Origin of the sequence: Streptomyces sp. ISL-87 (genome assembly GCF_018614095.1) — a bacterium.
Classification (GTDB): domain Bacteria; phylum Actinomycetota; class Actinomycetes; order Streptomycetales; family Streptomycetaceae; genus Streptomyces.
Genome location: NZ_JAGGOY010000062.1, coordinates 21182 through 33942, shown reverse-complemented (window position 1 = coordinate 33942; position 12761 = coordinate 21182). Strand labels below are relative to the sequence as shown.

Sequence of the window (12761 nt, the reverse complement as noted above, 5' to 3'; positions counted from 1 at the left end):
GTGCGGTGAGCACAGGCCTCTTACGAAGCTTCGTACGGGTCCTCGTACAGTCCGTCGATCAGTGCTCCGTACTTCTCCCGGACCACCCGGCGGCGCAGCTTGAGCGAGGGGGTGAGCTCCCCGGACTCGGGGCCCCACTCCTCGGTCAGCAGCCGGTAGCGCTTGATCTGCTCGGTGCGGTTGAGCCGGGCATTGGCCGCCTCGACGGCGCGGGCGATCTCCTCGCGGACCGCCAGGTGTTCGGCGAGCGCGCCGAGCGAGACGGCCTCGATGCCCCGGGCGGCGGCCCAGGCCGGGGCCAGCTCCGCGTCCAGGACCAGCAGGGCGACGAGGTAGGAGCGGCCGTCGCCGTGCACCAGGGCCTGGCCGATCAGAGGGTGCTCCTTGACCGTGTTCTCCACCAGCGCCGGCGAGACGTTCTTGCCGTTCGAGGTGATGATCAGTTCCTTCTTGCGGTCGGTCAGCCAGAGGTACCCGTCCTCGTCGACCCGGCCGATGTCCCCGGTCGGGAACCAGCCCTCGGCGTCGGAGGCGCTCTCCACCGACCCGTCGGGCCTGAGGTAACCGGCGAAGACGGTGGCACCGCGGGTGAGGATCTCCCCGTCCTCGGCGAGCTTCAGCTCCAGCCCCTCGATCGGGCGGCCCACCGAGCCCAGCCGGAAGCCGTCCGGGCTGTTGACCGTGCACACGCCGGAGGTCTCGGTCAGCCCCCAGGCGTCCATGATGGTGACCCCCCAGCCCGCCCAGAACCGGACCACGTCGATCGGCATGGGCGCGGTGGCGCTGGCCGTCCACTGCAACCGGTCCAGGCCCGCCAGGACCAGCAGCGGATCCAGCACCCGCTCCTTGGTCCGGGTGTACGAGGCTTCGAGCGCGGCCGGAACCTCCTCGCCGCGCTCCCGGTGGCCGGCGCGGGTGCGGACCAGGTCGTTGGCGGCCTCGATGGCCTGCCGCTGCTCCTGCGGAAGCTTGGCCAGCACCGCCCGTACGGAGGCGGCGAGCTTCTCCCACACGCGGGGTACCCCGAAGAACTGCACCGGGTGCAGCTCACGGACCGCCACCGCCACGGCGGCCGGGTCGGCGACCAGGCGGACGTGCGCGGCGCGCAGCAGCGGCAGGTAGATGCCGAGGATCCGCTCGGCGATGTGTGCGAAGGGCAGGTAGCAGATGTGCTCGGCGTGCTCCGGGAGCTGGGTGTTCCGGTCGAGCCGGACCGCCTGGAGCATGATGTTGCGGTGGGTCAGCCGGACGCCCTTGGGGTCGCCGGTGGTGCCCGAGGTGTAGACGACGGTCAGCGGGTCCTCGGGGCGGGCCTCCTGCCAGGCCTTCTCGAAGGCGTCGGGCCGGTGCAGCCGGGCGCCGCTCGCGTGCAGGGAGCCGTAGGTGCGGTGCGGTCCGGAGTCCGCGGCCTCGGCCACGACCAGCCGCTCCAGGGGCACGGTGTCGTCGGCCAGCAGTGGTTCCCACCGGGCGAGTTCGCGGGCGCCCTCGACGATGGCGACCCGGGCCCGGCTGTGGCGGGCTATGTGCGCGATCTGCTCGGGCGCGGAGGTCCCGTACACGGTGACGGGGACGGCGCCGAGGTGGACGAGGGCGAGGTCGCTGAGCCAGTGCTCGGGGCGGTTGCCCATCATCATCAGGACGTGCTCGCCGCGCTCGATGCCGAGGGCGGCGTAGCCGGAGGCGAGGACGGCGACCTTGCGGCGGACGTCGGCCCAGGTGAGTGTCGTCCAGTCCGGGGCGTCGGGGCCCCCGCGCCACGAGAGGGCGGGGAGGTCCCCGTACTCGGCGGCGTTGCGTGCCAGCAGGGCGGGGAGGGTGAGCTCGTCGGGTTGTCCGGGCAGTCGCAGATTCGTGGTCATGGGCAGCTCCTGGCCGTTTCACATCGTTGGTGCGACAGCAATACTGTTGAACCCAAGCTGTGGAGCAGAGAGCGAGGCGCAGACGATGGCCGACCAGGCACCCGAGCCGATGCTCACCGTCGACGAGCTGGCGGCCAGGGCGGGCGTCACCGTACGCACCGTACGGTTCTACAGCACGCGCGGGCTTTTGCCCCCTCCCGTGATCGGACCCCGTCGGGTGGGCCACTACGGTCCGGAGCACCTGTCCCGGCTGGCGCTGATCGAGGAGCTCCAGCACCAGGGCATGACGTTGTCGGCCATCGAGCGGTACCTGGACGCGCTCCCGGACGACCTGAGCGAGCACGATCTGGCGATCCACCGTGCGCTGGTGGCCAGTTGGGCACCGGACGCGGCGCAGGAGATAGCCCGGACGGAGCTGGAGAAGCGGGCGGGGCGGACCCTGTCGGACACCGATGTCCGGCGGCTGGCGGCGATGAACGTGCTGGCCGTGTCCAGGGACGGGTTCCGGGTGGATCTGGGGCTGCTGCGGCTCGGGGTCGCGCTGCTCGACGTACCGATCGCGCACGAGACGATACTGGCGGCAAGGAAGGTCCTGACGGAGCACACCAGGTCGGTGGCGCACGAGCTGACGGCCCTGTTCCGGGACGAGGTGTGGGGGCCGTTCACGGAGGGCGAGAGCGATCCGGAGCGGGTGGAGTCGATGAAGGCGCTGTCGGCACACATGCAACCGATGGTCGTCCAGGCCCTGGTGACGGCGTTTCAGCGGTCGCTGCGGGAAGAGCTGAAGGCCGCCTTCGCCCCGGAGGGGGGCCGGTTCACGCCGCGGGACTGACGCCACCGGGCAGTTCCGCGAGGTAGGTTCGGATCATGGCGATCATCCACAAGACCACCACGATGAACCCCGGCAAGCTGGAGCTCCTCGCCGCCTGGCTGCCGGCCCAGCCCTGGTACCTGTCCACGGGGCGGGCTCCGGTCCTGGCCCGCGCGGGCGGCTTCCGGCTCGACGACCCCGAGGGCGAGGTGGGCATCGAGTTCATGATCGTCACCGACGCCTCGGGCGAGCGGCCGGTCGCGTACCACGTGCCGCTCACCTACCGCGGGGCGCCGCTGGAGCGGTCCGAGGACGCTCTGATCGGCACGTCCGAACACGGTGTGCTGGGCCTCCGCTGGATCTACGATGGAACCCGCGACCCGGTCCTGGTCGAGCAGTTGCTGGCACTGCTGGCGGGCCGCGTCACGGCCCAGGCCCAGAGCGAGAGCGATACCCCCGACCCGACGGTCGAGGTCCGTGCCGAGGGGGCCGGGGTACCGGCGGGCCTGATCGGCCCCGGCGTCGTGACGGACACCGCCGACGCCACCGTCCTCACCGTGGGCCCGGCGGGGCTGGAACGGCCGGTGCTGGCACTGGCCGTGTCCCGGGTGCTGCGCCCCGGGTCCGCCCCCGCCGGGGACGATGTGCGGGGGCGGGTACTGGCCCGCTGGTCCGCCCCGGACGCCGCCGAGGAGCGCGGGGTGTTCGCCCTCCTGTCCGAGTCCGGCCGCTAGGTCTCGGGACGGCGCCCCGGGCCCGCTCACTGGCGGGCCCGGGAGCCGTACTCAGTCCGCGTACGTCTCGCCGCGCTCGGCCTTGGCGACCAGCGAGGCGGGCGGGGTGAAGCGCTCGCCGTACTTCTCGGCCAGCTCACGCGCACGGGCGACGAAGCCCGCCGGGCCGCCCTCGTAGCCGTTGATGTACTGGATCACGCCGCCGGTCCAGGCCGGGAAGCCGATGCCCATCACGGAGCCGATGTTGGCGTCGGCGATCGAGGTCAGCACGCCCTCGTCGAGGCAGCGGACGGTGTCCAGTGCCTCGGAGAAGAGCATCCGCTCCTTCATGTCTTCGAAGGGAATCCCGGCGTCCGGCTTCGTGAAGTGCTCGCGCAGGCCCGGCCAGATGCGGGCGCGCTTGCCCGCCTCGTCGTACTCGTAGAAGCCGGCCCCGCCGCTGCGCCCGGGGCGCCCGAATTCGTCCACCATCCGGTCGATGACGGTGTCGGCGGGGTGCTCGGTCCACGCGCGGCCCTCGGCCTCGAAGGCCTTGCGGGTCTCGTTGCGGATCTTGCGCGGGAGGGTGAGGGTCAGCTCGTCCATCAAGGAGAGCACCTTGGCCGGGTAGCCGGCCTGCGCCGCGGCCTGTTCGACGGAGGCGGGCTCGATGCCCTCGCCGACCATCGCCACGCCCTCGTTGATGAACTGGCCGATGACGCGCGAGGTGAAGAAGCCACGCGAGTCGTTGACCACGATCGGGGTCTTGTTGATCTGGCGGACCAGGTCGAAGGCGCGGGCGATGGCCTCGTCGCCGGTGCGCTCGCCCTTGATGATCTCCACCAGCGGCATCTTGTCGACGGGCGAGAAGAAGTGCAGTCCGATGAAGTCGACGGGCCGCGAAACCCCCTCGGCCAGGCCCGTGATGGGCAGCGTGGAGGTGTTGGAGCACAGCAGCGCGTCGGGCTCGATGACGTCCTGGATCTCCTGGAACACCTTGTGCTTGAGGGCGGTGTCCTCGAAGACGGCCTCGATGACGGCGTCGCAGCCCGCCAGGTCGGCGGCCTCGGCGGTCGGGGTGATCCGGGCCAGCAGCTCGGCGCGCTTGGCCTCGGTGGTGCGGCCCCGGGAAAGCGCCTTGTCCAGCAGCTTCTCGGAGTACGCCTTGCCCTTCGCGGCGGCCTCGGGGGTGACGTCCTTGAGCACCACCTCGATGCCCGCGCGGGCGCAGGAGTACGCGATGCCCGCGCCCATCATGCCGGCACCGAGGACAGCGACCTTGCGGACCTGGCGCGGTTCGATGCCCTGCGGGCGGCTGCGGCCGGCGTTGACGGCCTGGAGGTCGAAGAAGAACGCCTGGATCATGTTCTTGGCGGTCTGACCGGTGACCAGCTCGGTGAAGTAGCGGGCCTCGATGGTCAGGGCGGTCTCGAAGTCCACCTGGGAGCCCTCGACGGCGCAGGCCAGGATGTTGCGCGGCGCCGGGTACGGGGCCCCGTTCAGCTGCTTCTTCAGGCTGGCCGGGAACGCCGGGAGGTTGGCGGCGAACTTCGGGTTGGACGGCGTACCGCCCGGGATCCGGTAGCCGGCGACGTCCCAGGGCTGCTTCGACTCGGGGTTCGCGTCGATGAAGGCGCGGGCCCTGGCCAGCATCTCCTCGGGCGTGGCGGCCAGTTCGTGGACGAGGCCGTTCTCCAGGGCGCGCTGGGGGTTGTACTGGGTTCCCTGGAGCAGCACCTTGAGCAGCGCGTCGGCGATGCCCATCAGGCGCACGGTACGGGTGACACCGCCGCCGGCCGGGAGCAAGCCGAGGGTGACCTCGGGCAGGCCGATCTTGGAGCCGGGCGCGTCGAGGGCGATCCGGTGGTGGGAGGCGAGGCAGATCTCGTAACCGCCGCCCAGCGCCGTGCCGTTGATGGCGGCGACCACGGGCTTGCCCAGGGTTTCGATGCGGCGCAGCGAGGACTTGATCGCGGTGCCGGTGTCGAAGGCGAGCTGCGCGTGCTCGGGGCGGAGCTGGATCATCTCCTTGAGGTCGCCGCCCGCGAAGAAGGTCTTCTTGGCGGAGGTGAAGATGATGCCCCGGATGGAGTCCTTCTCGGCCTCGGCGCGGTCGGCGATGGCCGCGATGGAGTCCTTGAAGGCCTGGTTCATCGTGTTGGCGGACTGGTTGGGGTCGTCCAGGATCAGGGTGACGACGCCGGTCTCGTCCTGTTCCCAGCGGATCGTGGTGGACTCGCTCATGGTCACTGCTTTCGTTTCGGAAGGTCCAGGGGGCGGGGATACAGGACGGTTCAGAGTCGTTCGACGATGGTGGCCACACCCATGCCGCCGCCGACGCAGAGGGTGACGAGCCCGTAGCGCTTGTCCTGGCGCTCCAGCTCGTCGACGATCGTGCCGAGGATCATCGCGCCGGTGGCGCCGAGCGGGTGGCCGAGCGCGATGGCGCCGCCGTTGACGTTGACCTTGTCGAGGGAGAGGCTCATGTCCTTGACGAAACGCAGGACGACGCCGGCGAAGGCCTCGTTGATCTCGACCAGGTCGATGTCGTCGATGGTCAGCCCGGCCTTGGCGAGGGCCTTGCGGGTGGCCGGGGCGGGCCCGGTGAGCATGATGGTGGGCTCGGAGCCGGAGACGGCCGCCGAGACGATCCGGGCGCGCGGGGTGAGGCCACCCCGCTCCCCCGCCTCGCGGGAGCCGATGGCGACGAGCGAGGCGCCGTCGACGATGCCGGAGGAGTTGCCGGCGTGGTGGACGTGGTCGATCTTCTCGACCCAGTGGTACTTCTGCAGTGCGACGGCGTCGAAGCCGCCGAGCTCGCCGATGTCCGCGAAGGAGGGCTTGAGCTTGGCGAGCGTGTCGGCCGTCGTACCCGGGCGGACGAACTCGTCGTGGTCCAGGACGACCAGGCCGTTGCGGTCGGTGACGGGGACGACGGACTTGGCGAAACGGCCGTCCTTGATCGCCGCGGCGGCGCGCTCCTGCGACAGGGCCGCGTACTCGTCCACATCGCGCCGGGAGAATCCCTCGATGGTGGCGATCAGGTCGGCGCCGATGCCCTGCGGGACGAAGCCGGTGTCCCAGTTAGTCATCGGGTCGGCGAACCAGGCGCCGCCGTCGGAGGCCATCGGGACGCGGGACATGGATTCCACGCCGCCGGCGAGGACCAGGTCCTCCCAGCCGGAGCGGACCTTGGCCGCGGCCAGGTTGACGGCTTCCAGGCCGGAGGCGCAGAAGCGGTTCTCCTGCACGCCCGCCACGGTGTCCGGGAGCCCGGCGGCGATGGCCGCGATACGGGCGATGTCGGAGCCCTGATCGCCGACCGGGCCGACGACACCGAGCACGATGTCGTCGATGGTGGCGGGGTCCAGACCGGGGTTGCGCTCGCGCAGGGCGTGGATGAGGCCGACGACCAGGTCGATCGGCTTGGTGCCGTGCAGGGCGCCGTTGGCCTTGCCGCGGCCGCGCGGCGTGCGGATCGCGTCGTATACGTAAGCTTCGGTGCTCACTGGTCAAGCCTTTCGAGAAGGGGTTTAGCCGAGCAGGGAACGGCCGATGATCTCTTTCATGATTTCGGTCGTGCCGCCGTAGATGGTCTGGATGCGGCCGTCGGTGAAGGCCCGCGCGACCCGGTATTCGGTCATGTATCCGTATCCGCCGTGCAGTTGCAGACAGCGGTCGGCGACGCGCTTCTGGAGCTCGGTGGCCCACCATTTCGCCATCGAGGCGTGGACGTGGTCCAGCTCGCCGTTGGAGTGGTCGGTGATGCAACGGTCCAGGAAGGTGCGGGTGACGGCGCACTCGGTGGCCATCTCCGCGATCTCGAACCGGATGTGCTGGAGCTTGGAGAGCGGCCGCCCGAAGGCCTCGCGCTCCTTCACGTACTGGGTGGTGATCTCCAGCAGGTACTCGGCGGCGGCGATGCCGGCCATCGCGATGCCCATCCGCTCTTGCGCGAGATTGGTCATCAGGTGGACGAAGGCGCCGTTCAGCTCGCCGAGCAGGTTCTCCTTGGGGACGCGTACGTCGTGGAAGAACAACTCGGCGGTGTCCTGGGCCTTCTGGCCGATCTTGTCGAGGTTGCGGCCGCGCTCGAAGCCCTCGGTGCCGCGTTCGACGACCAGCAGTGACAGGCCGTGCGCCCCGCCCTCCGGGGTGGTCCTGGCGACGACGATCACGAGGTCGGCGAGGATGCCGTTGGAGATGAAGGTCTTGGAGCCGTTGAGCACCCAGTGGTCGCCCCGGTCCTCCGCCGTGGTCCGGATCCCCTGGAGGTCGGAGCCGGCGCCCGGCTCGGTCATCGCGATGGCGGTGATGGTCTCGCCGCTGCAGAAGCCGGGCAGCCAGCGGCGCTTCTGCTCCTCGGTGGAGAGCGAGGTCAGGTACGGCCCGATGATGTCGTTGTGCAGGCCGATCGCCAGCCCGGCGGCGCCGGCCCGGGTGAACTCCTCGGCGATCATGGCGGCGTACCGGAAATCGGCGTTGCCGCCGCCCCCGTACTCCTCGGGGACGGCAAGGCCCAGCAGCCCCTGCCGGCCGGCGGCCAGCCATGCCTCGCGGCTGACTATGCCGTCCTTCTCCCACTGCTCGTAGTACGGCAGCACCTCCTTGGCGAGGAAGGCGCGGACGGTCTCGCGGAACGCCCCGTGGTCGGCGTCGAAGATCTGGCGCTTCATCAGATGTCTCCCTACAGCCCTACAGCCAGCTCTTGACGGTTTCGATCAGCCGGCCCGGCTCGGGGCCGACCGGCGTGACGTTGAGCATCGTGACCCCCGCGGCACGGAAGGCCTCGACGCGCTCGCGTACGTACCCCTCCGGCCCGCAGAGCGTCATGAGCTCGCAGAACTCGTCCGGGACGGCGGCCGCGGCGTCGCGCTTGCGCCCGGACAGGTACAGCTCCTGGATCTTGCGGGCCTGCTCCTCGTACCCGTAGGCGACGGCGAGGTCGTTGTAGAAGTTCTTGCCGGGTGCGCCCATGCCGCCGACGTACAGCGCGATCTGCGGGCGCGCGAGGTCCCGTGCGGCGGCCGCGTCCTCGCCGATGGCGAGGAGCCCGCCGGCCACGGTCTGGAGCGGGCCGAGCTCCGGTGACCGCCTGGCCGCGCCCTCGGCGAGGGCGCTCCCCCACACGGCCTGGGCCTTCTCCGGGATGAAGAGGGTCGGCAGCCAGCCGTCGGCGATCTCGGCGGTCATCCGCACGTTCGCCGGGCCGAGCGAGGCGACGTACACGGGGATGTCGGCGCGGACCGGCCGGGTGAGCATCTTCAGCGGCTTGCCGTGCCGGCCGCCCTTCTCGGGCGGCAGCGGCATGTCGGTGATGCCGTGGTGGTCGATCGTCTCGCGGCGCCAGATACGGCGGCACAGCTCGACCGTCTCGCGGGTCCGGCCGATCGGCTTGTCGTACGGCTTCCCGTGCCAGCCCTCGATCACCTGCGGCCCGGACGCGCCGAGGCCCAGCAGGGCCCGCCCGCCGGAGAGGGCGTCCAGGCCCGCCGCGGTCTGGGCGATGAGGGCGGGGGTGCGCGAGTAGACGTTGACGATGGCCGAGCCGATCTTCATGCGCTCGGTGCGGGCGGCCAGATATCCCATGATCGTCGGGGAGTCGAAGCCCCACGCCTCGGCGACCCACACGGCGTCGAGTCCGGCCGACTCCAGCGCCGCCGCCTCGTCGGCCGCCGTGCGCGGGTCGCCCGCGTAGTTGAGCATCATGGACAGTTCCATCAGGCGCCCTTCCCGCTCAGACCCGGGACGCCCCAGTCTCGGGCCACGGATTCAGTGTCCGCCCCGGGCTGGGCGGGGCCGGTGGTGACGGAGGTCGGGGTGGCCGAGAAGCGGGGCGCGGGGGCGGGCTGGGTGATCCCGCCGAAGTCGGTGAAGGTGCCGCGGGCCGCCAGGTGCGGGTGCCGCGGGGCCTCACCCAGGGACAGGACCGGCGCCACACAGGCGTCGGTGCCCTCGAAGACCGCCGTCCACTCCTGGCGCGTACGCGTTCTGAAGCGCGCGGCGACCGTCTCGCGCAGCTCGCCCCAGCGGGCCAGGTCCTTGCGGGCGGGGGCCTGGTCCTGGATGCCGAGCAGTTCCACGAAGGTGTCGTAGAACTGCTGCTCCAGTGCGCCGACCGCCATGTACTGGCCGTCGGAGGTCTCGTACGTGCCGTAGAAGGGGCAGCCGCCGTCGAGCAGGTTGGAGCCGCGCCGGTCCTGCCAGCCGCCGGCCGCGACCATGCCGTGGATCATGGCGGTGAGGTGGGCGGTGCCGTCCACGATGGCCGCGTCCACGACCTGGCCGGCGCCTGCCGGGCCCCGGGCGTGCTGGAGGGCGGCGAGGATGCCGATGACCAGGTAGAGCGAGCCGCCCGCGTAGTCCCCGACGAGGTTGGCGGGGACGGCCGGGGGCTCGCCCGGGTTGCCGATCATGCCGAGGGCGCCGGTGACGGCGATGTACGCGATGTCGTGCCCGGCGGTGTGGGCGAGCGGTCCCTCCTGGCCCCAGCCGGTCATCCGGCCGTACACCAGCTTCGGGTTCCGGGCGTGGCAGTCGGCCGGGCCGACGCCGAGCCGCTCGGCGACCCCGGGGCGGAAGCCCTCGATCAGGACGTCGGCGCGCTCGGCCAGGTCCAGCACGCGGGCGGGGCCCTCGGCGGACTTCAGGTCGATCAGGACCGACCGCTTGTTGCGGTTGGTGATGTCGTACACCGGGTTGACCGCGAGGCCTCCGCCGCCGGGCCGGTCCACCCGGACGACGTCCGCGCCCAGGTCGGCGAGGACCATGGCGGCGAACGGGCCGGGGCCGATGCCCGCCAGTTCGACGACGCGCACTCCCGCGAGCGGGCCGTTCCCTGTCACTGCCATTGAGCCCCCGGCATTCGTAGCACCACTGTGTGACACAACTGATGTAACACCAGCGATGCTAGGAACGTGTTCCACTCAGCACAAGAGCAAGCGCTTAGCCAACTGCCTCGATTCGGCCGTCGAGCTCCTTGATGTGCCGCTTGAGCGCCACGGTCCGGTAGCTCTCCTCCACCCACTCGCACAGCACCTCGGCCGTGGGCGCCCCCTTCTCCCCCAGCGGTACGGAGACCCAGCCCGCCTTGCCCAGGCCGTACCCGCTGGGCTCCGCGCCCGGCGCGGTCATGGCGTGCCCGTGCAGCGCCTCGTCCTTGAGCTTGACGGACAACCCGGGCGGCTGCGGCCCGTCGGTGTTCCCCAGGAAGACGAAAATCTTCTTGTTGACCTTCACCACGCAGTCCTCGGGCCCCCAAGGAAACTCCTCCACGGCCTCCGGAAGCCCCAGAGCGAACTTCCGCACCGCCTCCCACTTGCGCACCGCAGCCTTCATCGACGCCTCCACTTACCGCAGGTCACACCTGCTCGCACGGACAGTCGACACTCACGCTAGCCTCAGCCACCGACACCAGCTGGGAGGAGCGGTCATGAACGCACAGGTTCGACAGGGCGATCCGGAACGGCCCTATGACGTCGTGCTTTTCGGCGCGACGGGCTTCGTGGGAGCTCTCACGGCCGAATATCTCGCCGCGCACGCCCCCGACGGCTGCCGGTGGGCACTCGCGGGCCGGGACCTCGCGAAGCTGGAGCGGCTGCGCGAGCGGCTCACCGCCCTCGATCCGGCCTGCGCGGACCTGCCGCTGCTGCGGGCCGACGCCCGGGACACGGACGCGCTGCGCGAACTAGCCGCCTCCACACGGGTCCTGGCCACCACCGTCGGGCCGTACATCCTGTACGGGGCGGAGCTGGTCGCCGCCTGCGCCGAGGCGGGCACGGACTACCTGGACCTCACCGGCGAGCCGGAGTTCGTGGACCGGATGTACGTCGAGCACGACGCCCGGGCCCGGGAGACCGGGGCGCGGCTGGTCCACGCGTGCGGTTTCGACTCGATCCCGGCCGACCTCGGGGCGTACTTCACGGTGCGTCAGCTGCCCGAGGGGGTCCCGCTGCGGGTGGACGGGTTCATGCGGTCCAACGCGCTGTTCTCGGGCGGGACCCTGGCCTCCGCGCTCACCGCCATGGGCCGCGGCCCGCAGACCCTGGCCGCGGCGCACACCCGCCGGCTTCACGAGCCCCGGCTGCTGGGGCGGCGCGTACGAGGGCCCGTGGGGGCGCCCCGGTTCAGCCGGGAAACCGGCACCTGGGCGCTGCCGCTGCCCTCCCTGGACCCCCGGGTCGTGGCCCGGTCGGCGGCCGCGCTGGAGCGGTACGGGCCGGACTTCCGCTACCGGCACTACGCCTCGGTCAAGCACCTCCCGGTCGCGGTGGGCGGTACGGCGGCGGTGGGCGCGACGGCGGCGCTGGCTCAGATCCCGGCGGCTCGCCAGTGGCTGATGAGCCGCTGGGAGTCGGGCCAGGGGCCGGACGCGGAGCGGCGCGCGCGCAGCTGGTTCACCGTCCGGTTCGTTGGCGAGGGCGGCGGGCAGCGCGTGTTCACCGAGGTGTCGGGCGGCGACCCGGGCTACGGGGAGACGGCGAAGATGCTGGCGGAGTCGGCGCTCTGCCTGGCCTTCGACGCCCTGGCGCCCCGCGCGGGCCAGCTCACCACGGCCGTGGCGATGGGTGACGCGCTGCTGGACCGGCTCCAGAAGGCGGGGATCCGGTTCCGGGTGGCCGCCGTCCGGTGAGGTGACGCCGGCCCTGCCCCCGGCCCGGGACTGTCCTCGGTCAGGACGCCTCGCGCAGGGCCCGGCGGCAGAGCGAGTCGGCGTGCCGGGTCGTCTCCGGGATCCGGAAGCGGGGGCTCAGGGCGAGGGTGTGGGCGCAGGCGTTGTCCAGCGAAACCCGGTGGCCCACCGATACGTACACCGGCTTGATGCCGTCCTGGGTGCGCAGCGCCCGGCCGACGACGGCGCCGTCCGCCGCGAGGAGCGGGGCGGCGTCGCCGCGCCGGGCGCCGGGTTCCTCGTAGGTGAAGGTGAACGGGTTCTTCGCGACGCCGATGCTGGGCAGCCCGGTGACCACCCCGAGGTGGCAGGCGAGGCCGAAGCCGCGGGGGTGGGCGAGGCCGTAGCCGTCGCAGACGACGAGGCCGGGGGTGACGGTCAGCGCGTCGAGCGCGGCCAGCACGGTCGGCAGCTCGCGGAAGGCGAGGAGCCCCGGTACGTAGGGGAAGCTGACGTGCCCGACGGCGGTCGTCTCCTGCACCACTTCGAGGGTGGCGGCGTCGAGGACGACGGCCGCGGCGGCCACGAGGTCGCGGGCGTCGTCGTAGGCGACGTCCACGCCCGCGATCAGTCCGCTCCCCGGCGGGGGTCCGGTCTCGTCGAGCACGACACGGTTGCGCAGTTCGTCCTGTATCGCCCGGGCCTCGGCCTCGTTGGCGGGGGTCTTCACACTCGTCATGATGGTGCGAGAGTAGCCTGGCGAT

At 71.6% G+C, this 12761-nt stretch carries 11 protein-coding genes; 3 read left to right on the top strand and 8 right to left on the bottom strand.

The window, feature by feature from the left end:
- Positions 1 to 20: 20 nt before the first annotated feature.
- The gene (locus tag J7I97_RS23050) at positions 21 to 1862 is read right to left on the bottom strand and encodes a long-chain fatty acid--CoA ligase (RefSeq protein WP_214937915.1); all 1842 of its coding nucleotides are present in this window, start codon (positions 1860 to 1862) and stop codon (positions 21 to 23) included.
- Between the two features lie 85 nt (positions 1863 to 1947).
- Between J7I97_RS23050 and J7I97_RS23045 the strand changes: the two genes are divergently transcribed.
- Positions 1948 to 2694: a MerR family transcriptional regulator gene (locus J7I97_RS23045; RefSeq protein ID WP_214937913.1), complete on the top strand. Its 747-nt coding sequence runs from the start codon at positions 1948 to 1950 to the stop codon at positions 2692 to 2694.
- Between the two features lie 35 nt (positions 2695 to 2729).
- Positions 2730 to 3407: a 1,4-alpha-glucan branching protein gene (locus J7I97_RS23040; RefSeq protein WP_214937911.1), complete on the top strand. Its 678-nt coding sequence runs from the start codon at positions 2730 to 2732 to the stop codon at positions 3405 to 3407.
- A 51-nt stretch (positions 3408 to 3458) separates the two neighbouring features.
- Here J7I97_RS23040 and J7I97_RS23035 read toward each other — a convergent pair whose 3' ends face one another.
- From J7I97_RS23035 to J7I97_RS23010, 6 genes are all read right to left on the bottom strand, one after another.
- The gene (locus J7I97_RS23035; RefSeq protein ID WP_214937909.1) at positions 3459 to 5630 is read right to left on the bottom strand and encodes a 3-hydroxyacyl-CoA dehydrogenase NAD-binding domain-containing protein; all 2172 of its coding nucleotides are present in this window, start codon (positions 5628 to 5630) and stop codon (positions 3459 to 3461) included.
- 50 nt (positions 5631 to 5680) lie between these two features.
- Entirely contained in the window at positions 5681 to 6895 is a 1215-nt protein-coding gene (locus tag J7I97_RS23030; RefSeq protein WP_214937907.1) for an acetyl-CoA C-acetyltransferase, read from the bottom strand.
- A gap of 24 nt (positions 6896 to 6919) precedes the next feature.
- Positions 6920 to 8062 (bottom strand): acyl-CoA dehydrogenase family protein, encoded by a 1143-nt coding sequence (locus J7I97_RS23025; protein WP_214937905.1) that lies wholly within the window; start codon positions 8060 to 8062, stop codon positions 6920 to 6922.
- A gap of 19 nt (positions 8063 to 8081) precedes the next feature.
- Complete coding sequence (locus J7I97_RS23020; RefSeq protein ID WP_214937903.1) at positions 8082 to 9107, bottom strand: LLM class F420-dependent oxidoreductase; 1026 nt, start codon at positions 9105 to 9107, stop codon at positions 8082 to 8084.
- Positions 9107 to 10237 carry a CaiB/BaiF CoA-transferase family protein gene (locus J7I97_RS23015; RefSeq protein WP_214937901.1) on the bottom strand — a complete coding sequence of 377 codons (1131 nt, stop codon included), beginning with the start codon at positions 10235 to 10237 and terminating at the stop codon, positions 9107 to 9109. The genes J7I97_RS23020 and J7I97_RS23015 overlap by 1 nt, the downstream gene beginning before the upstream one ends.
- Before the next feature lie 94 nt (positions 10238 to 10331).
- Positions 10332 to 10724, bottom strand: coding sequence for an MmcQ/YjbR family DNA-binding protein (locus J7I97_RS23010; protein WP_214937899.1), 393 nt, complete (start codon positions 10722 to 10724; stop codon positions 10332 to 10334).
- A 94-nt stretch (positions 10725 to 10818) separates the two neighbouring features.
- Here J7I97_RS23010 and J7I97_RS23005 point away from each other — a divergent pair, with 94 nt between their 5' ends.
- Entirely contained in the window at positions 10819 to 12018 is a 1200-nt protein-coding gene (locus tag J7I97_RS23005) for a trans-acting enoyl reductase family protein (RefSeq protein ID WP_214937897.1), read from the top strand.
- Between the two features lie 40 nt (positions 12019 to 12058).
- Here J7I97_RS23005 and J7I97_RS23000 read toward each other — a convergent pair whose 3' ends face one another.
- A complete protein-coding gene (locus J7I97_RS23000) occupies positions 12059 to 12736 on the bottom strand; it encodes an endonuclease V (RefSeq protein ID WP_214937895.1) in 678 nt (225 codons plus the stop codon).
- Positions 12737 to 12761: the final 25 nt, after the last annotated feature.